The following is a 25,200-nucleotide window of genomic DNA, read 5'->3' on the forward strand; positions in this document are numbered from 1 at the left end:
GGCGACGGTGCCGGGGCGGGCCGCCGCGCGCTGCGGCGCGGCGGCCCGGCCCGGAGGGGTCACCGGGGCGGGTCAGAACCCGTGCCGGGTCACTCGCCCATGTCGGCGGCGGTGTCCTCGGCCTTCTGCTGGAGCTCGCCGAGCACCTTGCCCGGGTCGTCGGACGCGGCCTTGCCGCCCGACTTCTTGATCTCGGCGGAGACGACGTCCCAGCTCGTGTTGCCCAGCGGGTAGAACTCGGCGGACGGCAGCACCTCGAAGAAGGGCTCCAGGTCCTTGTGCTTGCCGTTCGTCTGCATCTCCTCAAGGGTGTCCGTGGTCACCGGCATGAGGTTGTACATCTCGTCGAACTTCAGCGTGTTCTCCTTGGAGTACGCGAAGTCCAGGAACTTCTTGATCTCTTCCTGCTTGCCGCCGTCCTTGAACGCCATCATCCAGTCGGCGACGCCGAGGGTGGAGTCCAGCGGGCCGTCCTTGCCGGGGATCGGCGCCACGTCGTAGTCGACGCCGCCGTCCTTGGCCATCTGGATCAGCGTCGGGTGGCCGTTGAGCATGCCCACCTTGCCGGCGGCGAAGTCGGCGAAGGCCGTCTTGCGGTCGGTGGTGGCGGGGTTCTGGTAGGTGAGACCCGGGTCGACCAGGTTCTCCTTCAGCCAGTCGAAGGTCTCGACGTTCTGGTCGCTGTCGAGGGTGTAGTTGCCCTCGGCGTCGGTGTAGCCGCCGCCGTTGCCCAGCTCCCACATCATCGTCTCGCCCTGGGTCTCCTCCGGGCCCAGCGGCAGCGCGTAGGGGATCTCGGCGGCCTTCTCGTCCTTGATCTTACTAGCCGCGGCGGCGACGTCGTCCCAGCTCTGCGGGACCTCCACGCCGGCCTTGTCGAGGACTTCCTTGTTGTAGAACATCAGCCGCGCCGAGGAGACGAACGGGATGCCGTACTGGGTGCCGTCGACCTCGCCCGCCTTGGCGAAGGACTCGATGAGGTTCGACTTCGTCTTGGGCGAGAGCACCTCGTCGGCCTCGTACAGCAGGTCGTCGGCGACCTTGTCCGCGTAACCGCCGGTCTGGAGGATGTCCGGGACGTTCCCGCCCTGGATCATCGTCTTGACCTTGCTGTCGATGTCGTTCCAGTTGATGACCTGGACGTCGACCTTGATGTCCTTGTTCTTCGCCTCGAAGCCCTTGACGACGTCGTCCCAGTAGATCTTGGACGCGTTCGACGCCTTGTCGCCGTAGTCGGCCGCAACCAGCTTGATGGTGGTCGTGCCGTCGGAGCTGCCCCCGTCGTCACCACATGCCGCAAGCCCCAGTACCAGCGCAGAGGCCGCTGCGCCGGCACTGATCAACCGTACTGTCCTCACTGTTGAACCCCTTTGTCCTCGGCGCTGGTTTACGGCCAGATGAAGATCATCCAGCGTGCGCTGGGCGTCAGCCTACCGACGGGCGCCTCTCGCGAACAGGTCTAGGCCACTGCCGTGACCTGCCTGCAATCAGGCGCTTCCGGCTGCTTCCGTTTGGCTTCCGGCGGTCACTTTGAGTAGTCACCCGTACGGGCCTCTCGGCCGTGTTCGGGGGCCGGTCGGCCCTTAGCGTTGATCGCGTGGCGCAGGCAGGGTGGCCACCGCCATCCCGTCCCCCACCGCCGCAGAGCGCGAGAGATCCGAGGTAGCCGTGGCCGGAACCGACGGTGCCGCCACCGACCTGCTGTCGCGTACGGGCCGCTGGTTCACCCGCGGCGCGGTCTCGCCGGACCTACGTACGGTGACGAAAACGGGCGGCAGAGCGGGCGACGTCTTCTACCGCGACCGGTGGAGCCACGACAAGGTGGTCCGCTCCACGCACGGTGTGAACTGCACCGGCTCGTGCCGCTGGAAGGTCTACGTCAAGGACGGGATCATCACCTGGGAGACCCAGGAGACCGACCGCCCGGGCCGGTCGGGCCCGACCGGCCCGGGCGGATGAGAACGGCGGGCCGGGCCAGGGGATGAACCGGCCCGCCGGGTCCGGGCCGCCGGCGGTGCAGGGGTGCCCCACGGGGGTCCGGGGCGAAGCCCCCGGAGAACCCCTCCCCCGGCGGAGGCGTTCAGCGGTGCAGGGACGCCCCCACGTCGTACAGGTGGTGGATCACGTCGTGCACGAAGTAGCGCGCGATCGTGTCGACCGTGAACTCCGCGCCGTCGCTGCGGAACCCCGTCCGCCGCCACTGCCCCTCGCCGACCTCGTCCAGGTGCTCGGCGACCGTCTCGCCCCAGGCGGACAGCTCGGCGGCGACCTGGAGCGGGTCCTGCTCGCCGTAGCGGGCCTCGATCGCGGTCTCGTCCTGCGGCCAGTCGGGGAAGTGCGGGCCGTCCTCGGTGAGCATCAGGTGCAGCCGCTCGTCGTAGAGCCGGAAGACGTCGCGGACGTGGCAGGCGTACTCCAGCGCCGACCACACGTCGGGCCGGGGCCGCGCGCGCAGCCGCGCCGGCTCGTCGGCCAGGACCTGCACCCAGCGCACGGCGCACTTGCGCACCAGCGCGGGGACGTCCGGCGCGCGGGTCTCGGCCGCCGCGAAGCCGCACTCGGGGCAGGGGCGCTCCAGGACCCAGGTCCAGTCCTTGGTGTCCGGTGTGATCATGCCTGCCAGTCTCCCCGCGGAGGACTGTGCAGCACCAGCGAGAATTCGTTCAATGGACCGGTAAGCGCTGCTTAATCGACGGTCCGCCGTCGGAGGAGCCTTCGCCCGACTGACCGTTCCGGCTGGCGGAGTGGCCGCGGAGGTACTCAACTGGTCACAGGACGGCCTGGCCGGCCCTTCCCGGAGCGCGTCGACTCGCGTGGAGAAGGGTGGCGAAGAAGGGTGCGGAGCGTGCCGGCCCCTGCCGGACGAAGTGGCACTTACCTCGCAACGGGAGCCGCGCAGCTCCCGCAAGGAGCCTGATGAACAGGGACACTCTCGTGGAAGCGGTCGCGGGCAAGACGGCGGAGACCGGTGCCGGGTTGGCTCCCGACGAGGTGGGGCGGGTGATCGACGCGCTCTTCGGCACGGTGGAACGCCCGGGGGCGATCGCCGAAGGTCTCCGGCACGGCGAGACGGTCACGGTGATCGGCTTCGGCGCCTTTCACCTCGACGACGGTTCCCGCCCCGCTCTGCGACCGGGACAAGCGCTCAGCGAATTCGTCAACGGCACCGTTCGCTGACGGCAGCGGCACCCGGAAGACCGCGGTGCCCGCCCGGTCGCAACCGGCGGGTCCGGTCAGGGCTGATCGCGCGCCTGGTCCGCGGCCTGCCCGGCGGCGCCGCTCTCGGTCGTGGCACCGCGGGTGCTCAGCTCACCGCCGCTGGACTCCAGGTGTGCGCGCACGAACCACTGGAACAGCTCCAGGCCGCGCAGTTGCTCGATCAGCATGTCCTGCGTGACCGGATCGGAGGTCTCCGTAGCCTGCATGCACTCGCGGTGGTCCTCGATGACGGCCGTGTAGACGAGATCCAGGGCACCCAGGTGCGCGATGGCTTCGGCACGGCCGATCGAGTAGTCGCTCCAGGAGCGCGCGTCGACCAGCGCGCCGGGGGTCCCGGTCGGCTCGCCGCCCAGGGTGGAGATCCGTTCGGCGATGTCGTCGGTCATGGAACGGACCTTGTCGACCTGCGGGTCGAGCATCTCGTGGACGGCGATGAAATGCGGTCCGACGACGTTCCAGTGCACGTGCTTCAAGGTCAGATGGAGGTCGTTGAGGGCGTGCAGCCGCATCTGGAGCATGCCGATGATGCGGCTGCTGTCCTGCGAACTCATTCCCGGAACGGTGTACGACAGGCGGGAGCTGGGTGACGGCACGGTGCTGCTCCTCGGATGGTCATGTGCGGTGATGAACACAAGAGCAGACCCTTGGGCGATTCGTCGCACGGCCGCGCCCGACGTGCCCTGCTCCTCACCGGAGTGGAGCACGGGCGGCTTCGGGTCCTGCCGCCGTGGACCCCGCCGCACGCCGTCCGGCGACCTGGCCCGGCCGCCGCCCGGCCGTCAGCGGATGCGGGCCACGGGTACCTGGAGGAGCCTGGAGACATGACCGAACCCCGCGTGCCTCCCGAGGAGACTCCGCCGGCCGAAGGCTCGACGGCCGAGGCCCACGAGGAACGCGCGGACGGAGGGCCGTGGGACCACCCCGGCATCTGGCTGGGGCTCATCGTCCTGGGCGCCGTGCTCTTCGCCGGCTTCTTCCTCGCCCGCGTCATCTCCGCGCACACCTAGTGGACGCGCGATCCGGCCGTTCGCGGTGCGGGCGGCGCGGGAGCGCCGGGCGCGCCGGGCGCGCCGGTCACCGCCCGGTGCGGTGCGCGGGCGCCGCGCTCACGGCGGCGGGCCCGTCGAGCCGCGCGGGGTCAGGGCCGGCGTCGGCACCTGACGGGACTCGGCCTCCCCGGTGGTCATGAGGGCGAACAGCGCCCGCGCCACCTCGGCGCCGAAGCCGTGCACGTCGTGGCTCATTGCGGAGAGCGTGGGGTGGGTGAGCCGGCACAACTGGGAGTCGTCCCAGGCGAGCAGCGAGAGGTCCGCGGGCACCGACAGGCCCATCTCGGAGGCCACCGACAGCCCGGCGACGGCCATGATGTCGTTGTCGTAGAGGATCGCCGTGGGCCGCTCCGCCGAGGCCAGCAGGGTACGGGTGGCGCGCCCGCCGTCCTCGCCGGAGAACCCGGTGGGCGTCTGCCGGCCCGCGTCGAGGCCGAGTTCGCGGACGGTGGCCGCGAAGGCCGCGTTGCGGATCGCGCTGTGGCCCAGCTCCGCCGCACCCCCGACGTGCGCGATGCGCCGGTGGCCGAGGGCGGCCAGATAGCGCACCGCCTCGGCGACGGCGGTGGCGTCGTCCGTCCACAGCGACGGGAAGCCGCCGGTCAGCGAGGGGTGGCCGACGGCGATCACCGGCATGCCGAGCGCGCGGACCGCCGGCAGCCGCGGGTCGTCGGTGAGGAAGTCCACCAGGATCGACCCGGCGACCTGCTTCGACTTCCACCACCGCTCCTGCTGCGCCACCTCCTCGTCCAGGTCGCGGACCAGCCGCAGCAGCAGCGAGCACGACTGCTCGGCGAGCACGCTCTCGATGCCGGAGACGAACTCCATGTAGAACGGCTCCAGTCCGAGCAGCCGGGCCGGGCGGCAGATGGCCAGGCCCACGGCGTCTACGCGGGAGCTGGACAGCGAGCGGGCGGCGAGGTTCGGCGCCCAGCCCAGCTCGCGGGCGGCGGCGAAGATACGGTCGCGGGTGGCGTCGGCCAGGCCCGGGCGGTTGTTGAAGGCCAGCGAGACGGCGCCCTTGGAGACGCCGGCACGGGCGGCGACGTCCTTGATCGTCACCTTGGCCGGCGGACCGCCGCTCACGCGGGCTCCACGCAGAAGAGCGCGGCGCGCACGGCGGCGACGGCGGGATCGTCGTCGCCGGAAGCCCCGGACGCCTCGGAAGCCCCGGAAGCGCCGGGCGCGCCGGACGCTCCGGGCGGTCCCGGCGCCGGTGCCGCGGGCGCGGGCCAGCCGCGGACGGCGATCGTCGCGCGCTCGCCGGGCAGCAGCGTCAGCAGCCCCTGGTCGGCGGTGGCGGCCGGGTCGAGCCGGTCGGGCTGGAGCAGCAGGTCTCGTACGAAGGTGTGGGCGGTGACCACGACGTCGACCCTATCCGGCTCCGCCGCCCCGGCGCGTACCACCGCCACGCCGAACTCCGGCCGCGGGTACGCGAAGTCCTTGTCCCGCACCGGGAAGTGCAGCGCCCGCAGCCCGTCCGCCTCGGCGACCAGCAGCTCCTTCGCGGACGCCGCGGACGGCACCAGCCCGGCCGGCACCGGTACCTCGGCGACGGCCCGGGCCCCGGCCGTGAAGGGGACCCGCGCCTCGGCGACCACGCCCCCGTCCACCGCCGTGCGGCGCAGCACCAGGGTGCCTGACCAGGGCCCGGCGCCCTGGTTGACGACGGCCACCGCCAGGCCGCCGGCCGGCCCGCCCCCCTCGCGTACGGTCAGCAGCCGGTCGGCGTAGAGCCGGCGCAGCTCGTGGTAGAGCGGCTTGAGGCGGCCGTCGCCGTCGATGGCGGACCAGGAGGTGACCGGCCAGCAGTCGTTGAGCTGCCAGACGACGGTGCCCGCGCACACCGGCCAGTGCGACCGCCAGTGCTCGATGCCGGCGGCGATCGCGCGGGCCTGGTTGACCTGCATGAGGTAGTGCCAGCGGGCGAAGTCGGCGGTGCCGTCGGGGACGGCGAAGTGGCGGGCGAGGCCGCGCTCCAGCTTGCCGTTGCCGTCGTCGGCCTTCTGGTGGTGGAGCATGGCGGGCGAGGTGGCGGCGAGCTGCGGGCCGTCGCCCAGCGCGAGGCGCAGGGTGGCCCAGGCGGGCGGCGCCTGCCAGCCGAACTCGGCGACGAAGCGCGGGACGGCGGCGTGGTAGTCGGTGTAGTCGGCGCGGTTCCACACCTCCCAGTCGTGGTGGTTGCCGTGCGCCGGGTCGTTGGGGTGGTGCGCCCAGGAGCCGGACCAGGGGCTGCCCGGCCAGTACGGGCGGGTGGGGTCCAGTTCGGCGACGACGCGGGGCAGCACGCCGAGGTAGTAGCCCTCGCCCCAGGAGTCGCCGGCGAGCGCGTCCTCCCAGTCCCAGTCGCGAAAGCCCCACAGGTTCTCGTTGTTGCCGCACCACAGGACCAGCGAGGGGTGCGGCATGAGGCGGACGACGTTGTCGCGGGCCTCGGCCTCGACCTCGCCGCGCAGCGGCTGGTCCTCGGGGTAGGCGGCGCAGGCGAAGGGGAAGTCCTGCCAGACCATGAGGCCGAGTTCGTCGCAGGCGTCGTAGAAGTCTTCGCTCTCGTAGATGCCGCCGCCCCAGACGCGTACGAGGTCGACGCCCGCGTCCGCCGCCTGCCGCAGCCGCTCGCGGTAGCGGGCGGGGGTGAGGCGGGCGGGCAGGGCGTCGTCGGGGATCCAGTTGACGCCGCGGGCGAAGAGGGGTTCGCCGTTGACGACGAGGGTGAAGCGGGAGCCGTGCGCGTCGGCTCCGGTGTCGAGGTGGACGGTGCGGAAGCCGACGCGGCGGGTCCAGGAGTCGAGGAGCGGGCCTTCGGCGGTGGCGCCGTCGTGGAGGGTGACCTCCAGCGCGTAGAGCGGCTGGCCGCCGTAGCCGCGGGGCCACCACAGCTCGGGCCGGTCGAGGGCGAGTTCGACGGTGGCGTCCGCGCCGTCGAGCACCGCCGTCGCCTCGGCACCGCCGACGCGGGCGCGGACGGTGAGCGGGCGGTGCGCGCCCGCGGCGGTGCGTTCGGCGTCGAGGCGCACCTCGACGCGGCCGGTGCCGTCGGCGTCGACCGTCACCAGCGGGCGCACCCGGGCCAGCCGCGCGGTGCTCCAGCGCTCCAGCCTGGCGGGGCGCCAGATGCCGGCGGTGACCAGCGTGGGGCCCCAGTCCCAGCCGAAGGAGCAGGCCATCTTGCGGATGAACGGGAAGGGGTGGGGATACGCGTTGGGGCGGTCGCCGGTGCGCGCGCGTACCGCCTCGGCCTCGGCGTAGGCGGAGGTGAAGGCCACGGCGAGCGGGCCGGAGTGGCCGGTGACGTCGAAGCGGTAGCCGCGGTGCATGTTGCGGACGGCGCCGAGCGGTTCACCGCCGAGCCGGAGCGCGGCGGCGGTGTCGAGGCCGTCGAAGACGAGGTCGGTGCGCTCGTGCGGCCCGTCGTAGGGCGCGATCTGTGTCTCGTACGTCCAGTCCCGGCGGCCGACCCAGGCGACGTCGGTCTCGTTCGTGCCGAGGTACGGGTCGGGGATGACGCCGGCGGCGAGCAGGTCCGTGTGGACGCAGCCCGGCACCCGCGCGGGCAGCCGGTCCCTGCCGTGCCACAGGGTCCAGCCCTCGGTGAGCGGGATGACGTCCTTCATGGGTGCTCCAATCTCGGGTCTCGCCCAACGTAGCCGCCCCTCCCTACCCTGTCCATAAACCGGTCAAGTTCTTTCTCCGTCGAAGAGGTTGACGTCACCGCCGGGCTGGGGGATGGTTCCTCGTCAAGAAACGGGGCCTTCACTCAACCGGTTTAGCACCACAGGCCGGGCTCAGCGAACGGAGATGGTGACGATGAAGGGAAGGGCGCTTGCCGGTGCGCTGCTGGCCGCCGCGCTCGCGACGACGGCCGGCTGCACGGGCAGCGGGGCCTCGTCGGAGAAGCAGGAGGCGAAGGCGGCCGGCGACCCGGAGAAGGTCTCCGGCACGATCGAGGTCATCACGCACCGCACCGACCTCGTCGAGAACGGCACGATGGACGCGTACGCGGCCGAGTTCCGCAAGACGTACCCGAACGTCGAGATCGAGTTCGACGGGGTCACCGACTACGAGGGCGAAGTCAAGACCCGGATGAACTCGGACGACTACGGCGACGTCCTGATGATCCCGGGCCGGGTGAAGAAGAACGACTACCCGCGGTTCTTCGCCTCGCTGGGCAGCCGGGCGCAGCGCGCCGAGAAGTTCCGCTTCACCGACTACTCCACGGTCGACGGCGAGGTCTACGGGGTCAGCATCTACGGCAGCATCCCCGGCTTCGTCTACAACAAGCGCGTCTGGGAGCAGGCCGGCGTCACCGAATGGCCCACCACCCCGGCGGAGTTCCTCGACGACCTCAAGGCCGTCAAGGAGCAGACCGACGCCGTCCCGTACTACACCAACTTCAAGGACGGCTGGCCGCTGTCCCAGTGGTGGCCCGCGCACTCCTCCGCGAGCTGCGACGAGCGCGCGGACGTCGAGGTGGTCGAGGGCGACCCCTTCGCCGAGGGCGGCACCGTACGGACCGTGGACACCCTGCTGTACGACATCGTGGACCGGGGCCTGGCCGAGAAGGACCCGACCACCACCAACTGGGAGGGCTCCAAGCCGCAGCTCGCCAAGGGCGAGATCGCCACGATGTTCCTCGGCTCCTGGGCCGTCGTCCAGATGCGCGACGCCGCCGAGCAGGCCGGGAAGAACCCGGACGACATCGGCTTCATGCCCTTCCCGCTCCAGGTCGACGGGAAGTTCTGCGCCGGCCTCTCCCCCGACTACCAGCAGGCCGTGAGCATCCACTCCGAGCACAAGGAGGCCGCGCGCGCCTGGGTCGACTGGTTCGCGGAGAAGTCCGGCTACCCCGAGGACAACATGAACGTCTCCACCCTGCGCGACGCCCCGCTGCCCGACGTGCTCGCCGCGTACGAGGAGCAGGACGTCCAACTGCTGGAGCTGGACCAGTCGAAGGGCGCGGAGCTGAAGGAGCTGGACGACGCCTCGGAGGTCGGCATCGACGACCCGGACTACCTCCAGGACCTGGTCGACATCGCCCGCGGCGCCCGGGACGGCAGCGCCGACGACCTCTTCGCGGACCTCTCCGAGCGCTGGACGGGCACCGCCGAGGAACTGGGGTACCGGTGACCGCACGCAGGCGCCGGCCGCGGGGCGGTGCGGTGCCGTGGCTGTTCCTCGCCGCCCCGCTGGCGCTGCTGATCACGTTCACGTACGCGCCGGTCGCCAACATGGTCGCGTACAGCTTCACCGACTGGGACGGGCTGAGCCCGGAGCTGAACTACGTCGGCACGGAGAACTACTCCGACCTCTTCACCCGCTCCGAGCTGTTCGAGGTCTTCTTCGTCAGCGGCTACTACCTCGCCGCCTCGGCCGTGCAGATCGCGCTGGCGCTGTACTTCGCGACGGTGCTCAGCTTCCGGGTCCGCTTCCGCAACTTCCTCAAGGGCATCCTGTTCTTCCCGTACCTGGTCAACGGCGTCGCCATCGGCTTCGTCTTCCTCTACTTCTTCCAGGACGGCGGCACGCTCGACTCCCTGGTCGGCCTCTTCGGCGACGAGCCCGACCGCGCCTGGCTCGGCGACTCCACCTCCGCCAACCTCTCGCTCGCCGGGGTGTCCGTCTGGCGCTTCATGGGCCTGAACTTCGTGCTGTTCCTCGGCGCCATCCAGTCCATCCCGGGCGAGTTGTACGAGGCCGCGGAGCTGGACGGCGCCAACCGCTGGCAGCAGTTCCGGCACCTCATCGCGCCGGGCATCCGGCCGGTGATCAGCCTCAGCGTGATCCTGGCGGTCTCCGGCTCGCTGGCGGTCTTCGAGATCCCGTACGTCATGACGGGCGGCGCGACCGGCACCGAGACGTTCGTGATCCAGACGGTCGACCTCGCGTTCACCTTCAACAAGACCGGGCTTGCCTCGGCCGCGGCCGTGGTGCTGCTGCTGATCGTGCTCGCCGTTACCTGGGTGCAGCGGATGCTCGTACCGGACGAGAAGGCGGGGGAGCTGGTATGAAGTCGGCCGTCGTCTCCCGCACGCTGACGTACCTGTCGCTGGCCGTGGCCGCCGTGGTCGTGGTGCTGCCGCTGCTGGTGGTCCTGCTCACCTCGCTGAAGACCCCGGAGGAGATGGCCGGCGACGGCGGGGCGCTCTCCCTGCCCGGCAACCCGTTCAACCTCGACAACTACGCGACCGCCTTCGAGGACGGCCGGATGCTGTCGGCGTTCGCCAACACCGCGGTCATCCTGGTCTTCGCGATCGCCGGCACGGTGCTCATCGGCTCGATGACGGCGTACGCGATCGACCGCTTCCGGTTCCGCTTCCGGAAGCTGGTGGTGGGGCTCTTCCTGGTCGCGGCGATGGTGCCCGGGGTGACCACGCAGGTGGCGACGTTCCAGATCGTCGACAGCTTCGGGATGGTCAACAGCCGGATGGCGCCCATCGTGCTCTACATGGGCACGGACATCGTCTCGATCTACATCTTCCTCCAGTTCATCCGCTCCATACCGGTCTCGCTCGACGAGTCGGCGCGGCTGGAGGGCGCGAACTCCTTCACGATCTACCGGAAGATCATCTTCCCGCTGCTCAAACCGGCGATCGCGACGGTGGTCATCGTCAAGGGCGTGACCGTCTACAACGACTTCTACATCCCGTTCCTCTACATGCCCTCCGACGACCTCGGGACCATGTCCACCGCGCTGTTCCGCTTCAAGGGCCCCTACGGGGCGCACTGGGAGACGATCTCGGCCGGCACGATCCTGGTCATCCTGCCGACCCTCGCCGTTTTCCTGTTCCTCCAGCGCTACATCTACAACGGGTTCATGAGGGGGGCGACGAAGTGAGCTGAGCCCCTCCGATGAGTTCGGGCGGCGCGGGCGGTCCACAGAAACGACGGCAGCACGGCCTTGCGGACGGAACCTGACCGCAACGCTTCGTACCGTCGGGGGACAGGCTCGATCCACCGGAGGGGACATGAACGGCATGAACGGCCTCGCGACAGCACTGGTGCTGGCCATCGCCTCCGCCGCCGCGTACGCGGGGGCCGCCGTGCTCCAGGAGCGGGTCGCGGGGGCGGGCCGGGAGGCCGACGCGGGCGTCTGGGCGGCGCTCACGCGCGGCTCGTGGTGGCTGTCGGTCGGTCTCAACGTCACCGGCGCCGCGCTGCACGTACTGGCCCTGCGGTACGGGCCGCTGACCCTGATACAGCCGCTGGGCGCCCTCACGCTGGTCCTCGCGCTGCCGCTCCAGGCCGCGCTGCGCGGCGCGGACGGCGCCGGGCGGCGGCGGGTCGGCGCGGCGCGGTGGCGGGGCGCGGCGCTGACGATGGCCGGCCTGGCGGGCGTGCTGGTACTGGTCCGCGGCGGCGGGCACATCGAGGTGCTCACCCCGGCGCAGGTGCTCGGCACGGTCGCGGCCACCGCGGCGGCGCTGGTCGCGCTCGGCGCGGCGGCGCGCGGCGCCGGGCCGCGGGCGGGCGGCATCGTGTACGCCACGGCCGCCGGGATCGCCTTCGGCGCCGGCTCGGTGCTGACCCAGACGGTCGCGGTACGGCCCGGCCTCGACGCCTTCACGGTGCTGACCGGGCTGGCGGTGGCGGCGCTGGCCCCGGCCGGGCTGATGCTCTCGCAGGCCGCCTACCGCGGCGGCCTCGGCGCCCCGCTGGCCACGGCGACCCTGGTCAACCCGGCGGTGTCCGCGGCGGTCGGCCTCACGCTGCTCGGCGAGCGCCTGAGCGGCGGCGCGCTGGGCCTGGCGGTGGCCCTGGCAGCCACAGCCCTGGCCACCCGAGGCGTCCTCCTCCTCTCCCGCCCGGACACACCGACGGCTACGACCGCGGCGGGAGGCACGGCGCCGGACCAACACGCGGCGGCGACCCCGACGGCGGCGGGAGCCTCGACGGCGGGACAACTCACGGCCCCAACCCCGGCGGTGGCGGGAACCGCGGCGGCGGCCACGGGCCTCGCGGCGGGGTCGGAGGCGCGGGAGCCGGCAGGCAACGCGGCGGACCGGGGCCCCCGTTGGGCCCCGTGCCCCGCGCCGCGTCCTGCCGAGACCTTCGACCTGGCCCGCTGACCGCCCGGCGGCGCCGCCCTCCGGCGCCCGCCCCGCTCAACCACCGCCGCGGCGGAGCCAGCCCAGGGGGCCGCCCCCGACCCGGCCCCGGCCCCGGCCCCCGCACCCGCACCGGCACCCGCACCCGCACCCGCACCCGCACCCGCGCCGAACACCGGCCACCCCCGGCCGTACACGCAGCCGACCGGACGCTCCGCACCGCCCCGGCCACGGCCTCCGCCCCGCCGCCCCGGCGGCAAAGCGGTCCGGCCCTGGCAGTTGCTCCGGCCTCCTCCGCAGCACCGGCCCGGCACCCGGTACTCCCCCGCCGGCCGGCCGCAGGTCTCTAGTCGTCCGCCACCAGCACGATCTTGCCGCGCAAGTGGCCCTCCTCGCTCGCGCGGTGCGCGTCCGACGCCTCCGCCAGCGGCAGCGCCCGCCAGACCGGCATGTGCAGGCGCCCGTCGCGGTACAGCGCCAACGCCCGTTCGATCCCCGCCACATGCTGGTCCTCGCCGTCCGCGAGCCGGGAGAACCCCACACCGGCGGCCCGCGCGCCCGCCGCGTCCGCGATCGTCAGGACCCGCGACGGGCCGCCCGCCAGCTCCACCGACTCGGGCAGCACGCCGCGGCCCGCGGCGTCCAGCACCGCGTCCACGCCCGGCGTCAGCTCCCGTACCCGCGCGCCCACGCCCTCCCCGTACGCGACCGGCTCCGCGCCCAGCGAGCGCAGGTAGTCGTGGTTGCCGGGGCTCGCGGTGCCGATGACCCGTACCCCCGCCGAGACCGCGAACTGCACCGCCAGGCTGCCCACTCCGCCCGCGGCGCCGTGCACCAGCAGCGTGTCGTCCTTGGCCACCCGCAGCGCCGACAGCGTGCGGTACGCGGTCTCCGCCGCCACCGGCAGCCCGCCCGCCAGCTCCCACGGCAGCCCCGGCGGCTTGGCGACCAGCCGGTCCGCGCGGGCCAGCGTCTGCACCGCGTACCCCGCGGTCACCGGCCCGAGCACCTCGTCGCCCACCCGCCACGACCCCGCGTCCGCGCCGGCGGACTCGACGACGCCCGCCGCCTCCATCCCCGGGACGTACGGGAACTCCAGCGGCCGGAAGGCCGCCATCCGCCCGCCGCGCAGCTTGCAGTCCAGCGGGTTGACGCCCGCGCACCGGACGCGGATGCGTACCTCGCCGGCGGCCGGCTCCGGCACCTCGACGTCGAGGCGGCGCAGCACCTCGGGGCCTCCGTATCCGGAGAATCCCACGGCGAACACCACGGGCCATCACCTTCCTTCGGGACCGTAGACACCGAACGGACCGACTATCCCACCGAGGTGCGGGCACCGGCGCGGTTTCGATCCCCTGGCGAACAGGGGTTTCGGCCCCCGCGCCCCCTGGAACACCCCCGGCACACCAGATGGGGGGCGGTGTCGCCACCGCCCCCCACCGGGACCTGCTCCGGCTCAGCCGACCGTATACATCACAGCGGCTTGATCCGGATGTCGCGGTACGAGACGACGTCCGTCGTGCCGTGCACCTGGAGGCCGATGTAGCCCTCCGCGTGCTGGCGGCCGTCGGTGCCCGGGTCGTCCGCGCGCGGCGGCTCGAAGAGCTGCCCCGGGGAGTTCTCGAACTCGTTGATCAGCACGCCGTTGCGGTAGATCTCGTAGTGCTGGTCCACCACCCGGATCTCGTAGTCGTTCCAGGTGCCCTTCGGCGTCACCCCGGCCTGGCCGTGGTTGACCAGGTCGAAGCCGTAGGCCGAGCCGGTCTTGTACTGGTCGCCGGCCTCGGAGTCGAAGACCTGCACCTCGTGGCCGTACTTGATGGCGACCCACTCGGGCCGCGACTCGTCCGGGTGGTCGCGCACGTCCGGGAAGCGGACGAAGACGCCGGAGTTGGCGCGCCCGTCACCCGGCGCGTCGTCGCGCCACTGGAGCTTGAGCGAGAAGTCGCCGTACCGGGCCTGCGGGTACCACAGCATGCCCATGCCGTCGACGGACGTCCCGCTCGTCATCGAGCCGTCCCCGTTGAGGTTGAAGCTGCCGCCGCCGACCTGCTCCCACTTGGAGAAGGAGTTCTCGGTGCCGGTGAAGATCGGCGTGTAGCCGTCGTTCTGGCCCGGCGTGCCGATCCCGGACGCCTTCGCCGTCTCGCGGATGAGCCTGCGCTCCTCGCGGTTGATGACGGCGTCCGCGTACAGTTCGTCGGTGACGCTGCGGACGTGGTCGAGGAACGCCTTCTGCTTCGCCCACGCCTTCTCGTCCTCGATCAGCTCGTTGATCGTGCAGCCGTCCGCGGTGACGCGGTTGGGCACGTGGGTGTCGTACTCGCCGATGAAGACGATCGGACGCGAGTCCAGCTCGGGGCAGACGGGGTCGGGGTTGGGGTACTTCTCGACGACCGTGAAGGTGACCGTCCCGACCTCGGAGGAGTTGCCCGCCTTGTCGGTGGCCCGGTAGCTGACGGTGTGCTCGCCGACGGTCTGGACGTGCAGCATCTCGGTGTACGCCTGGAAGGCGCCGCCGTTGACCGCGTACTCGACCTTGTCGAGGCCGGAGCCGCCGGTGTCGGCCGCCTCCAGCGTGACCATGGCCATGTCCAGATACTCGCCGTCGTCGTTCTGCTCACCGCCGAGCGAGGCGGTCACCGTCGGCGGCACCGTGTCGTCCCCGGCCTCGGCGACCGTGAAGGTCACCGACTTCTCGGCGCACGTGTTGCCCGCCTTGTCGGTGGCGCGGAATCTGACGGTGTGCCCGCCGAGGGCGTCGACCACGATCGGCGCCTCGTACGGGCTCCACTCCGCGGCATCGTCCAGGGCGTACTCGATGGCCTCGACCCCCGAGCTGTCGTCGGTGGCCGACAGCTCCACCGCCGCGCTGCCCAGGTACGCGCCGTTCGCGTCCTGTTCGCCGGTGACCTCGGCCGTGGCCTCGGGCGCCGTGGTGTCCTCGCCGCCGCCGTCGGTGACGACGAGTTCGCCGACCATCGAGCCGTGGCCGGGAATCGCGCAGAAGTAGCGGTACTTCCCGGGGGTGAGGTTGACGGTCGCCTGCCACTTGCCGCTGTTCTCGTCGTTCGGCGACGCCTGGAGGTTGAGGTTGACGTCCTTGTTGTAGCCGTCGGTGAACGTGTCGAACGTGAGGGTGTGCACCATGCCGGTGGTGTTGCCGGTGGCGGCGCTGTTCTCGAAGACGATGGTCGTCTCCCCGGCCACCGCCGTCGTGGGTGCGGACGTGTACTCGCTGATGCTGTCGCCCGCGGTCCAGGTCAGCGTCTGCGCCGCCCTGGGTTCGTCGGGCACCGCCGCGCCGGCGGCGGGCAGGCCGCCCGGCGCGAGGAGCGCCAGGCAGACCGCCACCAGGGTGATCAGCGTCCGCCGCAGTGTTCCCGCGGTCGGAGCTTGGGATCTCATCGATTCCCCTTTGCGATCAGGTCTTCGGGCAACGGCGTCGCCGGCCCGCCCTTGTACGTCACTCGCCACAGGGCGGACTGCGCGTCGGCGTTGAAGAAGCCGCGGCCGTAGTCGAGCACGTAGAGCGCGCCGTCCGGGCCGAACTTCCAGTCCATCAGGTTGCGGATGCCGCCGTCGCCGGCCGGGACGATCTTGTCCAGCGACTCGGCGTGCACCGGCAGTCCGCCGTCACCGGCGTTGTCCGGGTCCATGACCACGGCGTGCCGCGGCTGGTCCTGGTCGTAGAAGTCGCCGACGAACCACTTGTCGGCCCAGTACTGCGGCCACTTGACGGCGCTGTCGGAGGAGGCGTCGTAGCGGTAGACGGGTCCCGTCATGGCCGCCTGGCCGCCGCCCTTGAGCCAGGGCAGCTTGTACTGGGTCTCGCCGATGTTGTAGCTGGGCAGCCCGTCCGCGTTGCGCGGGTAGTCGGGGCCGCCGCCCTGGGGCGAGTACCAGATGTTGTTGTCACGGGCCGGCGGGATGTCCGTCAGGCCGTCGTTGTTGGGCGAGGTGTTCTTGAGGTTGTCGCAGTCGTACCACTCCAGCGGCTGCGTCGGGTCGGGCAGGTTGCGGTCGCGGTAGGGCTGCCTGTTGCCCATGCAGTACGGCCAGCCCTGGTTGCCCGCGCTGGTGATCACGGCGAACGTGTCGTACTTGGCCGGGCCCCAGGTGGTGCTGGGCTCGCCGGCGTCCGGGCCGACCCAGCCGGCGTAGAGCCGGTCGCTCGCGTCGATCTCGATGCGGGACGGGTTGCGTACGCCCATCACGTAGATCTCGGGCCTGGCCTGGTCGCCGTCGCCCTCGTCGCCGGTGAAGAGGTTGCCCTCGGGGATGGTGTACGTGCCGTCGGCCTCGGGGTGGATCCGCAGGATCTTCCCGTTGAGGTTGTTGGTGTTGCCCGCGGTGCGGCGCGCGTCGGCGAAGGACACGCCGCCGAAGTTGGGCTCCGGGTTGTTGCCCGAGTAGCCGTCGCTGAACCGCGAGGAGTTGTTGTCACCGGTGGCGATGTACAGGTTGCCCTTGGAGTCCCACTCCATGTCGCCGCCCGAGTGGCAGCAACTGTGCACCTGGACGGGCCAGGACAGCACGACCTTCTCGGAGGCGGTGTCGAGCTTCTGCGTCGCGTGGTCGATGGTGAAGCGGGAGACCCGCCGCTCGGCGATGCGCGCGTCGCGGTCGACGCCGGAGTGCGGCGTGTAGTGCAGGTACACGTACCCGTTGCCGGCGAAGTCCGGGTCGAGGGCGATGCCGAGCAGGCCCTCCTCGACCTTGACCAGTTCGTCGCCGCCGCCCTTGTTGCCGAAGACGTCGAGCGAGCCGACCGCGGTCACCTGCTCGGTCTCCGGGTCCCACACGTGGATCGTGCCGGGGCCCTTGCCGATCTCCGGGCTGTTCCAGTCGACGTCCACGGGGGCGCCGGACCAGCGGCCGCCGCGGCCGATGTAGTAGACCTTGCCGTCGTCGGCGATGTCGATGCCGTGCGGCTCGCCGATCTGGTCGAGCTGGCTCCCCTGGTTGGGGGCGGTCAGCCGCTTCGCCTCGTAGTTGGCGGTGATGCTCGCCTGGCAGTCGGCCTGCGCCTGGCGGGTCGTCCACAGCAGGGCGCCGCGCAGGTGGCTGCGGAAGTCCTCCTCCGCGAAACCGGCGGCGGTGCCGCCCATGCCGGTGTAGAAGGAACGGCCGCCCTCGTAGTCGCGGCACCAGGAGATCGGGTGGTCCCAGCCGTTGGCCCCCGAGCCGGGCTCGTACGAGTTCTCCCGGACCCGGGCGACGGTGTGGACGCTGCCGGAGGGGTTGGTCTCCCAGTTGGTCCACACGTCGCTGCGCGTCCACTCCAGCGGCAGGTCCTTCGTGGCCGGGTTCAGCCGGTCGCCGACCTCGACGACGGCCTCCTGCGCGCCGCCGGAGGTGCCGGCGGGGCGGCTGCCGATGAGGCCCGTGAACCAGTCGGACTCCGGCTCCGAGCGGGCCGCGTCGTGGATCCCGAGGAACCCTCCGCCGGCCTCGATGTAGCGCTGGAACGACTGTTCCTGCACGGTGTTGAGCCGGTCGCTGCCCGGTGACAGGAAGACGACCGCGTTGTACTGGGCCAGGTTCTTGTCGCTGAAGGCCGTGACCTCGTCGGTCGCGGTCACGGTGAACGTCTCCGGCCCCTGGGCACCGATCGCCTCGATGGCCTCGATGCCCGCCTGGGTCACGGCGTGTTGGTCGCCGTCGACCCGGTGGAACACCAGTACCGCGGCGGCCGCCTTGCCCGGCGGTTTGCCGGCCGCGAGCGGTCCGCCGTCCGACGGTCCTGCCACGGCCTGCGCTCCTGCCAGGAGCGTTGCCGCCATTGCTACGGCCGATGCGCCGGCCGCCCAGCGTAGGGCGTTTCCCCTGCGTCGCATGGTCCTCCCACCTCGTCCCGGGATGCTGCGGGATAGCTGCGCCGCCGTAGGAAGTTAGACCCCTTTTCGCAAACTGCCAATGCCTAGCGCCGGATTCGGTTCGAACTTTGTCCTGAGGATGGGCAAAGCTCCGGCAAGCCCTTACCATGAGCGGCTGTCAGGGACGAGTCACAAACGCGCGAGAAGGCGGGGGCCACCATGCCGCGCAATGTCTTTTCCAGAAGGTCCTTCACGAGCGGTGCGGCCGCGGCCGCACTGGCGACCCCGGTCGCGCTCTCCACCTCGGGAGCGACGGCCACCGGATCGAACGACGAACCACAACCCCAGCCTCTGGGCGAGATCAAGCGGATCACGATGTACGCCGAGGCCATGCCGGACGGCCAGCTCGGCTACGGACTCGAACCGGGCAAGCCCTCCATCCCCGGCCCGCTGCTGGAGATGTACGAGGGCGACAGCATGATGATCAAGCTGGTCAACAACCTCGACGTCGAGGCCAGCCTGCACGTCCACGGCGTCGACTACGACATCGACAACGACGGCACGCCGATGACCGACAGCGCGGTGCCGCCGGGCGGTTCGCGCAACTACGTCTGGCACTCGCACACCGCCGGCACCCGCCGCGACGGGACCATCCAGCCGGGCAGCGCGGGCTACTGGAACTACCACGACCACGCGGTCGGCACCCCGCACGGGTCCGGCGGCGTCAAGCGCGGGCTCTACGGCGGGCTGATCGTGCGCCGGCGCGGCGACAAGCTGCCCGACAAGCAGTTCGTCATCGTCTTCAACGACAACACCATCAACAACGTCGCAGGCCACGGGCCGGACTTCACCGCCACGCTCGGCGAGCGCTGCGAGATCATCATGATCACCCACGGCGAGTTCTACCACACCTTCCACCTGCACGGTCACCGCTGGGCGGACAACCGTACCGGCATGCTGGCCAGCGTGGACGACCCGACACCCGTCATCGACAACAAGATCGTCGGGCCGGGCGACTCGTTCGGTTTCCAGTTCATCGCGGGCGAACTGGTGGGCTCGGGGCGGTGGATGTACCACTGCCACGTCCAGAGCCACGCGGACATGGGCGTGGCGGGCCTGCTGGTGGTCACGAACCCCAACGGCACGGTGGCCGGAAAACACAACGCGGAGGCGATGAAGCCCACCCGCGACGCACCGGCACACGGGAGCCACGACACGCACTGAGCCACGGACGCGCGCCGCTTCGGCGGCGCGCGCGCCGGACCGCGAGCCGCGGTCCGCGGCGCACGCCGGACCACGGCGCGCCACGGACACGGCACCGCCGAGCCGCGAGACCGGCCGGCGGCCCCGCTGGGTGGGGTCGCCGGTCTTTCGCATGCCCGCGAACCCCCTGGTGGCAGACGCCCGGGCACACTCCTGCTATCGTCATGAAAATGATTGTCATTACGAAGACCAGAAAGACACTCGCGGCCGGCGTGGCGGCGATAGCCCTCGTGCTGGCCGGCGGGTGTGCGGAGAACGACGACGACGCGGGCGGCGAAAAGCCCGCCGCCGGCCGCGAGTCGGCCCCGGCCGGCCGCGAGGCGGCCGGCGCCGACCGCTCCGGCTGGCCCGCCGAGAAGGTCGCCCACGGCGCCCCCGAGCTGCGCGCCGTCGTCACCGAGCAGGGCTCCGGCACGGTCCGCGTCATCGGCCTCGCCGACGGCGGCACGGTGCGTACGCTCGACGTCGAGGGCCAGTCCCGGCCCGTACGGACCGAGGACGCCACCCACGTCCTGCTGCCCCAGGGCGAGCAGGGCGTGACCCACCTCGTGGACGCCGGCATCCGCTGGGAGGACCACGGCGGCCACCAGGACCCGCACCACGAACGCCCCCGCGTCCTCGGCAGCCTCAAGGGCGAATACCCCTCGCACGCCGTACCCCACGGCGAGCACGTCACCGTCTTCGACGACGGCACGGGCACCGCCCAGGTCCTGCACGTCGGCGCGGAGCACGCGAGCACCGACCCCGAGCGCGAGCTGACCGCCGAGGGCCCGCACCACGGCGTGGCCGTGACCCTGGAGACCGGCGAGATGGTCGTCACCATCCCCGGGAAGACCGAGGAGGACCTGCCCGTGGGCGTACGCGTCCACGACGCGCACAACCGCGAGGTCGACGCCTTCCGCGACTGCCCCGAACTGCACGGCGAACACGCCGCCGGCGACGGGCTCCTGCTCTTCGGCTGCCTGGACGGCGTGCTGGTGCTGGAGCGCGGCGACGGCGGCAAGTGGACCGCCGACAAGATCCCCAACCCGGCGGGCAGCGGTGAGGAGGAGCGCGTCAGCTCCTTCGCCGGGCACAGCGGGGACGCGGTCCTCGGCACCTTCGGCGACGGGGCGATGGCCGCGCTCGACCTCTCCGAGCGCACGATGCGCCGCGTCGAGCTGCCGGCCGCGCGCGCCGCGTTCACCTGGGACCCGTACTGGGACCGGGGCCTGGCGCTCACCGCGGACGGCCGGCTGCACGGCGTCGACCCGAAGAGCGCGGAGGTCGTCGGCTCCTCGAAGGTGACCGAGCCGTTCGAGGTCTCCGCGGACTGGACGAAGGACCAGGCGGCGCTGGCGCCGGGCGAGGAGTCGGTGTACGTCACGGACCCGTTCACCGGGTCGCTGATCGAGGCGGAGGTGTCGCGGGACGGGTTCGAGGTGACGCGGACGATGGAGCTGGGCTTCACGCCGTACTCGCTGACGGTCCTCGGCATGGCCGACTGAGGGGGACCGGGACCGCGGCGGCGGGGCATCGCGGACGGCGCGATGTCCCGTCGCCGTGTCGCGCCGCCCGCGCCCCGCCCCCGTGCCCGCTCGCCCCTGTCCCGCCCGCGCCTGCCCCTCGCCGCTTTCCCCCCGCCCGCGCCCCGCCACCGTGTCCCGCTGTTCGCCGGGGGCTTGCCCCGTCGTCACGTACGGGCAGGATGGCCTCGCCATCATCGGGCGCCGGCCGTCGCCCGCCTGGAGGGGACTCCCCCGCCTGCCGGCCCGGCCCGCGAGGGAGAGGATCCACATGAGGTACGTCAGAACGCTCGGCGTCACTGCCCTGGCCGCGGCCCTGCTCGGCACCGTCGCCGCCTCCGCCGCCCCCGCCGCGCGGCCCGGCGGCGACCACCGCCCGCAGCGCGACGCCCGCGTCGTCGAGGCCGTCGCCAAGCTGGACCGCAACAGCAAGTGGGAGCTGGTCGAGAAGCTGCCGCTGGACTTCGAGACGTACCACCCGCAGGGCCTGACCCGCGTCGGCGACCGGCTCTTCCTCTCCAGCGTCGAGGTCATCGAGCCGCCCGTGCGCTACCCCGAGCCCGTCGACGGCTACGACCGCAGCCCCGGCCGCGGCGTGGGCCACCTCTTCGTCCTCGACCTCAGGGGCCGGCTCCTTGAGGACATCACGCTGGGCGAGGGCGACATGTACCACCCGGGCGGCATCGACACCGACGGCCGCTCGGTGTGGGTCCCGGTCGCGGAGTACCGGCCGAACAGCGCGGCCGTCGTCTACCGCGTCGACGTCCGCACGCTGAAGGTGAGCGAGGCGTTCCGGGTGGACGACCACGTCGGCGGCGTGGTGCCCGAGCCGCGCACCGGCAAGGTGCACGGCGTCTCGTGGGGCTCGCGCACCCTCTATAGCTGGGACCGGCACGGCCGGCAGATCCAGCGGCGTACGAACCAGAGCCACTTCGTCGACTACCAGGACTGCGCCTACGCCGACTCGCGCAAGATGCTCTGCACCGGCATCACCGGCTTCAAGAACGCCTCCGGCGCCGACTTCGAACTGGGCGGCATCGCGACCATCGACCTGCGCACGTTCGACATCGAGCACGAGGTGCCGGTGCAGCTCTGGTCGACCGGCGGCCACGTCGCGACCCGCAACCCCGTACTGCTGGAGGCGCTGCGCGGCGACGGGCTGCGGATGTGGGCGGCCCCCGACGACGGCACCTCGCCGACGGGCACGGAGCTGCTGGTCTACGAGACCAGGCCGGCGAGCTGACGGGGATGCCGAGCACCGCGCCGCTCCCGTAAGATCCCGGACGACCAAGGGGGGCTTTCGCGGCCGGGGAGCCGCGAGGGCGTACGACCGGAACGGGTGGGGCGCGGTGCACGGTGAGGGCGGGGTACGCGGCGGCGATGCCGGACGCGGAAGCGGAACGGAACGCGGGGGCGGACCCGTACGGCAGAAGACGGCCCCCCGGCTGCCGGCGGGCCGTACCGCCACCGCGGGGGTGACCCCCGGTGCCTAGCCGACCGGCGTTCCTGCGCCCCGTACGCCGCACGCGCGCGGGCGACGTCGCCGGCTACGCGGTCGCCGTCGTCGCCCTCGTCGCGGGCGGGGCGATCTTCACCCGCGGCATCCTCACGTGGACCCGCGGCCCGGTGGTCGCGATCGCGGCGATCCTCCTGACCGGCTGGGCCGTGGACAAGGTGCGCGCGCGGCGCCGGCCCGAGGACGACGGCCGGGACGGCGGCGACGTCGAGGGGGGCGAACGGTGAGCTGGGCGGCACATGAGCTGGAGAGCTACATCCTCCACAAGCACACCAAGGTCAAGGTCTCGTACCTGGCGATCCTCCTCGGCTGCTTCCTTCCCGACATGGGCACGAAGGGCACCGTCTACGGCTTCGAGATAGGCAGCCTCTCCTTCAAGCCGGAGAACGCCTGGGACTACCACCGCGGCTGGCCGGGCGTCGGGTTCACGCACAGCCTGGCGTGGGGCGTGGTGCTCGCGCTGGCCGTGCTGCTGATCTTCAAGAGCCGCGAGTGGGCGCTCGGCCTGCTGATAGGCCAGTGGGCGCACGTGCTGACCGACTGCTTCGACAGCGTCGGCGTGATGCTCTTCTTCCCCTTCAACGACCAGCACTACTCGACGGGCATGTGGGCGTACGCGGCGCAGGAGGGCCGCTACGGGGACGCCGCGGCTTACTACGGCAGCCTCGGCCTGGCCTGGGACCTGTTCTGGCTGGCGATGCTCGCGTACAACTACCGCTCGCTGACCTCCAAGTACTTCAAGCAGCACGTCTACCCGGCGGACCCCGCCTGGGGCTGGCTCCGCCACCGCGTGGGCCTGTCCGACCGCTTCCTGCTGGCGCTCTACCACGCCTACTTCCTCTACGGCGCGTGCCGGATATTCGCCTGGACCATCTGGGCGCAGACGTCAGAGGACGCCCCGATGGACTGGAAGTGGGGCGGCCCGTACTGGGTCGACAAGGCGACCGTGGACCATCCGCCGGTGACGGAGTTCCTGTCCAACACCCTGGTGGGGCTCACGGGCCTGGTGGCGTTCTGCTGGGTGGTGTGGCTCGCGGTCGGCCGGCGCCTGTGGCTGCACACACCGCCGTACGCGGAAGTGGAGATCGTCCGCACCTCGGTCCCGCGCCCCCGTCACTCCACGGAGAACGACGGGGACGAGGGGGACGACGGGGCCCGGAACGACGACGAGCCTTCGCCGGAGACGGACACGGACCGGGACACGGACACGGAGCCGGTACGGCAGAGCCCGGACCGCGCGTAAGGGAGACCCGGGCTCCGCTGGGTGGCCGGCGGGTGTGCTGTCAGGTGCAACCAGCGGGGCGGGGCTTCCCGGCGGGTCAGGTTCCGCCGGCCAGGTCCCGGTGGTCAGGATTCCGGTGGGGGTTCGCCTTCCGGCTTGCCCGCCAGGCGCTTTGCGATGCGGTCGCGCATCCCCGGCATGCTGAAGCCGCGCGGGTCGATCTTCTCGTTCGTCCACTCCTTGTGCGCGATCACCGACTTCGCCTGCCACCCGTGCGCCCGGCACAGCGCCGCCGAGGCCCGCTCGACGGCCTCCAACTGCACGTCGGGCCACGGGTCGTCGCCGTCGCCGCGGTTGATGCACTCGAAGCCGTAGAACCGGGCGTTGCCGTCCGTGTTCTGCTCGTTGGGCGACGGCGGCCGTTCGCCGTACCGCTCGGCGATCACCGCGCGCAGCACCTCGTCGTCGCCAGAGCCGGCGTGGTTGGCCCGGCCGTGGCCGACGAGGTGGACCCGGCCGCGCTTGTCGATGACGCCGTGGCAGAGCGGGCCGGGCAGGTCGGGCCGGCCGCGGTAGCAGAGCTGGACGCTGTCGTCCGTGCCGGACGTGGCCGTGTGGTGGACGATCACGCCGTGCACCGGGCCCCACGGGCCCTTGTGGTTGCGGTTGTGGGTGCGCCATTCGCCGTGCTCGACGATGTTCAGTCCCTCGCGCTTCAGCGCGCGCAGGACGACGGAGGCGGACAGTGGATCGGCCATACGAGCAACCCCCCGGTTTTCCCTGGCTGGTGACATCGATCCCGCGCCGGCTCCGGCGCGGTCACCCACTCATCGTAAATGCTTCATCACTCTCCGTAAAGGGGTCGGCGCCCCATCCGTCTCCGGGCCACCGTGCGCCCGTCCAGGCGCCCCTGTGCGCCCCGGCAGGGTAGCCGTAGCGTCGTGCACCGGCGACAACCGCGGTGGAGAGGACGGCTCGTGGAGGTCTCGACGTTCCTGGCGCGCAAGCTCGCGCGGCGCTTCCGCACGTACGACACCGACGGCGACGGCTACATCGACCGCGCGGACTTCGAGCGCGCGGCCCGCCGGCTCGGCGAGGAGTTCGGCCACGGCCCCGACTCACCGGCGCGGCGGCGGGTGGAGGAGCTGTGCCTCGGGGTGTGGGAACGGCTCGTACGGGCCGCGGACACGGACGGGGACGGGCGGGTCGACCGGGACGAGTACGCGGCGGCGTTCGCCGCCGGGCTGCTGGAGACGCCGGAGGACTTCGACGCCGGATACGGGGAGTTCCTGGAGGCCGTCATGGCGATCGCCGACGAGGACGGCGACGGCCGGCTCGACGAGGAGGAGCACGTGCGCTGGTCGGGCGCGCTGATGAACCTTCCGGCGCACGACGCGCGCGACGTCTTCCGGCGGCTGGACGCCGACGGGGACGGCCGCCTCACCACCGCCGAGCTGCTGGCGGCGATCCGGGAGTACTACTTCGACGACGACCCCGCCTCGGGCGGCAGTTGGCTGCTGGGCCCGCTCGACCCCGCCTGACGCCGGGGCCGGGCGCCGGTG

General features: G+C 72.0%; 20 protein-coding genes and 2 pseudogenes. 13 read left to right on the forward strand and 9 right to left on the reverse strand.

Features of this window, described 5'->3' with window-relative positions; translation table 11 throughout:
* Positions 1-89: 89 nt before the first annotated feature.
* On the reverse strand, positions 90-1,343 hold the full coding sequence (locus QBL21_RS25975) for an ABC transporter substrate-binding protein (protein ID WP_407564640.1): 1,254 nt from the start codon (positions 1,341-1,343) through the stop codon (positions 90-92).
* Positions 1,344-1,668: 325 nt separating this feature from the next.
* On the opposite strand from QBL21_RS25975, the pseudogene QBL21_RS25980 reads away from it, so the two are divergent.
* Positions 1,669-1,949 (forward strand): annotated as a pseudogene (locus tag QBL21_RS25980) (hypothetical protein); the annotation flags it as partial.
* A gap of 131 nt (positions 1,950-2,080) precedes the next feature.
* Here QBL21_RS25980 and QBL21_RS25985 read toward each other — a convergent pair.
* Entirely contained in the window at positions 2,081-2,614 is a 534-nt protein-coding gene (locus QBL21_RS25985; RefSeq protein WP_407564641.1) for a DinB family protein, read from the reverse strand.
* Positions 2,615-2,916: 302 nt separating this feature from the next.
* Here QBL21_RS25985 and QBL21_RS25990 point away from each other — a divergent pair, with 302 nt between their 5' ends.
* Positions 2,917-3,177 carry an HU family DNA-binding protein gene (locus tag QBL21_RS25990; protein WP_407564642.1) on the forward strand — a complete coding sequence of 87 codons (261 nt, stop codon included), beginning with the start codon at positions 2,917-2,919 and terminating at the stop codon, positions 3,175-3,177.
* A 56-nt stretch (positions 3,178-3,233) separates the two neighbouring features.
* Here the strand turns inward: QBL21_RS25990 and QBL21_RS25995 are convergent, their stop codons facing one another.
* Positions 3,234-3,770 (reverse strand): Dps family protein, encoded by a 537-nt coding sequence (locus tag QBL21_RS25995; RefSeq protein ID WP_407564643.1) that lies wholly within the window; start codon positions 3,768-3,770, stop codon positions 3,234-3,236.
* Between the two features lie 270 nt (positions 3,771-4,040).
* On the opposite strand from QBL21_RS25995, the gene QBL21_RS26000 reads away from it, so the two are divergent.
* Entirely contained in the window at positions 4,041-4,226 is a 186-nt protein-coding gene (locus QBL21_RS26000; protein WP_407564644.1) for a DUF6480 family protein, read from the forward strand.
* Between the two features lie 99 nt (positions 4,227-4,325).
* Here QBL21_RS26000 and QBL21_RS26005 read toward each other — a convergent pair whose 3' ends face one another.
* Complete coding sequence (locus QBL21_RS26005) at positions 4,326-5,354, reverse strand: LacI family DNA-binding transcriptional regulator (RefSeq protein ID WP_407564645.1); 1,029 nt, start codon at positions 5,352-5,354, stop codon at positions 4,326-4,328.
* Positions 5,351-7,882, reverse strand: coding sequence for a glycoside hydrolase family 2 protein (locus QBL21_RS26010; protein WP_407564646.1), 2,532 nt, complete (start codon positions 7,880-7,882; stop codon positions 5,351-5,353). Before QBL21_RS26010 ends, QBL21_RS26005 begins: the two co-directional genes overlap by 4 nt.
* Positions 7,883-8,075: 193 nt before the next feature.
* Between QBL21_RS26010 and QBL21_RS26015 the strand changes: the two genes are divergently transcribed.
* The 4 genes from QBL21_RS26015 to QBL21_RS26030 all read left to right on the forward strand — a co-directional run bounded on the left by QBL21_RS26015 (position 8,076) and on the right by QBL21_RS26030 (position 12,334).
* Complete coding sequence (locus QBL21_RS26015; protein ID WP_407564647.1) at positions 8,076-9,395, forward strand: ABC transporter substrate-binding protein; 1,320 nt, start codon at positions 8,076-8,078, stop codon at positions 9,393-9,395.
* Positions 9,392-10,276 (forward strand): carbohydrate ABC transporter permease, encoded by an 885-nt coding sequence (locus QBL21_RS26020; protein ID WP_407564648.1) that lies wholly within the window; start codon positions 9,392-9,394, stop codon positions 10,274-10,276. The genes QBL21_RS26015 and QBL21_RS26020 overlap by 4 nt, the downstream gene beginning before the upstream one ends.
* The gene (locus QBL21_RS26025; RefSeq protein ID WP_407564649.1) at positions 10,273-11,103 is read left to right on the forward strand and encodes a carbohydrate ABC transporter permease; all 831 of its coding nucleotides are present in this window, start codon (positions 10,273-10,275) and stop codon (positions 11,101-11,103) included. Before QBL21_RS26020 ends, QBL21_RS26025 begins: the two co-directional genes overlap by 4 nt.
* A gap of 130 nt (positions 11,104-11,233) precedes the next feature.
* Positions 11,234-12,334, forward strand: coding sequence for a hypothetical protein (locus QBL21_RS26030; protein WP_407564650.1), 1,101 nt, complete (start codon positions 11,234-11,236; stop codon positions 12,332-12,334).
* Positions 12,335-12,659: 325 nt separating this feature from the next.
* Here QBL21_RS26030 and QBL21_RS26035 read toward each other — a convergent pair whose 3' ends face one another.
* The 3 genes from QBL21_RS26035 to QBL21_RS26045 form a co-directional block, all read right to left on the reverse strand.
* Positions 12,660-13,580 carry an NADP-dependent oxidoreductase gene (locus QBL21_RS26035; RefSeq protein WP_407564651.1) on the reverse strand — a complete coding sequence of 307 codons (921 nt, stop codon included), beginning with the start codon at positions 13,578-13,580 and terminating at the stop codon, positions 12,660-12,662.
* A gap of 206 nt (positions 13,581-13,786) precedes the next feature.
* On the reverse strand, positions 13,787-15,721 hold the full coding sequence (locus tag QBL21_RS26040) for an OmpL47-type beta-barrel domain-containing protein (RefSeq protein ID WP_407564652.1): 1,935 nt from the start codon (positions 15,719-15,721) through the stop codon (positions 13,787-13,789).
* Positions 15,718-18,153, reverse strand: coding sequence for a ThuA domain-containing protein (locus QBL21_RS26045; protein ID WP_407564653.1), 2,436 nt, complete (start codon positions 18,151-18,153; stop codon positions 15,718-15,720). The genes QBL21_RS26040 and QBL21_RS26045 overlap by 4 nt, the downstream gene beginning before the upstream one ends.
* 198 nt (positions 18,154-18,351) lie before the next feature.
* Between QBL21_RS26045 and QBL21_RS26050 the strand changes: the two genes are divergently transcribed.
* From QBL21_RS26050 to QBL21_RS26070, 5 genes are all read left to right on the forward strand, one after another.
* Positions 18,352-19,356, forward strand: coding sequence for a multicopper oxidase domain-containing protein (locus QBL21_RS26050; RefSeq protein WP_407564654.1), 1,005 nt, complete (start codon positions 18,352-18,354; stop codon positions 19,354-19,356).
* 209 nt (positions 19,357-19,565) lie between these two features.
* On the forward strand, positions 19,566-20,882 hold the full coding sequence (locus tag QBL21_RS26055; RefSeq protein ID WP_407564655.1) for a hypothetical protein: 1,317 nt from the start codon (positions 19,566-19,568) through the stop codon (positions 20,880-20,882).
* A 289-nt stretch (positions 20,883-21,171) separates the two neighbouring features.
* Positions 21,172-22,143 carry a DUF6454 family protein gene (locus QBL21_RS26060; RefSeq protein ID WP_407564656.1) on the forward strand — a complete coding sequence of 324 codons (972 nt, stop codon included), beginning with the start codon at positions 21,172-21,174 and terminating at the stop codon, positions 22,141-22,143.
* Positions 22,144-22,385: 242 nt separating this feature from the next.
* A complete protein-coding gene (locus QBL21_RS26065) occupies positions 22,386-22,643 on the forward strand; it encodes a hypothetical protein (RefSeq protein WP_407564657.1) in 258 nt (85 codons plus the stop codon).
* Complete coding sequence (locus tag QBL21_RS26070; protein ID WP_407564658.1) at positions 22,640-23,659, forward strand: metal-dependent hydrolase; 1,020 nt, start codon at positions 22,640-22,642, stop codon at positions 23,657-23,659. The genes QBL21_RS26065 and QBL21_RS26070 overlap by 4 nt, the downstream gene beginning before the upstream one ends.
* Positions 23,660-23,769: 110 nt before the next feature.
* Here the strand turns inward: QBL21_RS26070 and QBL21_RS26075 are convergent.
* A pseudogene (locus QBL21_RS26075) lies at positions 23,770-24,396 on the reverse strand (N-acetylmuramoyl-L-alanine amidase); the annotation flags it as partial.
* Positions 24,397-24,615: 219 nt separating this feature from the next.
* Between QBL21_RS26075 and QBL21_RS26080 the strand changes: the two are divergent.
* Positions 24,616-25,179, forward strand: coding sequence for an EF-hand domain-containing protein (locus tag QBL21_RS26080; protein WP_407564659.1), 564 nt, complete (start codon positions 24,616-24,618; stop codon positions 25,177-25,179).
* The last annotated feature ends 21 nt before the right edge of the window (positions 25,180-25,200 follow it).

Source organism: Streptomyces sp. 184 (assembly GCF_045781775.1).
In the GTDB taxonomy this organism is placed as follows: Bacteria; Actinomycetota; Actinomycetes; order Streptomycetales; family Streptomycetaceae; genus Streptomyces.

Coding starts and splice junctions, on each gene's coding strand:
- QBL21_RS25985 (WP_407564641.1), bottom strand. CDS start 2,614: ATGATCACACCGGACACCAAGGACTGGACCTGGGTCCTGGAGCGCCCC.
- QBL21_RS25990 (WP_407564642.1), top strand. CDS start 2,917: ATGAACAGGGACACTCTCGTGGAAGCGGTCGCGGGCAAGACGGCGGAG.
- QBL21_RS25995 (WP_407564643.1), bottom strand. CDS start 3,770: ATGAGTTCGCAGGACAGCAGCCGCATCATCGGCATGCTCCAGATGCGG.
- QBL21_RS26000 (WP_407564644.1), top strand. CDS start 4,041: ATGACCGAACCCCGCGTGCCTCCCGAGGAGACTCCGCCGGCCGAAGGC.
- QBL21_RS26010 (WP_407564646.1), bottom strand. CDS start 7,882: ATGAAGGACGTCATCCCGCTCACCGAGGGCTGGACCCTGTGGCACGGC.
- QBL21_RS26015 (WP_407564647.1), top strand. CDS start 8,076: ATGAAGGGAAGGGCGCTTGCCGGTGCGCTGCTGGCCGCCGCGCTCGCG.
- QBL21_RS26025 (WP_407564649.1), top strand. CDS start 10,273: ATGAAGTCGGCCGTCGTCTCCCGCACGCTGACGTACCTGTCGCTGGCC.
- QBL21_RS26030 (WP_407564650.1), top strand. CDS start 11,234: ATGAACGGCATGAACGGCCTCGCGACAGCACTGGTGCTGGCCATCGCC.
- QBL21_RS26040 (WP_407564652.1), bottom strand. CDS start 15,721: ATGAGATCCCAAGCTCCGACCGCGGGAACACTGCGGCGGACGCTGATC.
- QBL21_RS26045 (WP_407564653.1), bottom strand. CDS start 18,153: ATGCGACGCAGGGGAAACGCCCTACGCTGGGCGGCCGGCGCATCGGCC.
- QBL21_RS26050 (WP_407564654.1), top strand. CDS start 18,352: ATGCCGCGCAATGTCTTTTCCAGAAGGTCCTTCACGAGCGGTGCGGCC.
- QBL21_RS26055 (WP_407564655.1), top strand. CDS start 19,566: ATGATTGTCATTACGAAGACCAGAAAGACACTCGCGGCCGGCGTGGCG.
- QBL21_RS26060 (WP_407564656.1), top strand. CDS start 21,172: ATGAGGTACGTCAGAACGCTCGGCGTCACTGCCCTGGCCGCGGCCCTG.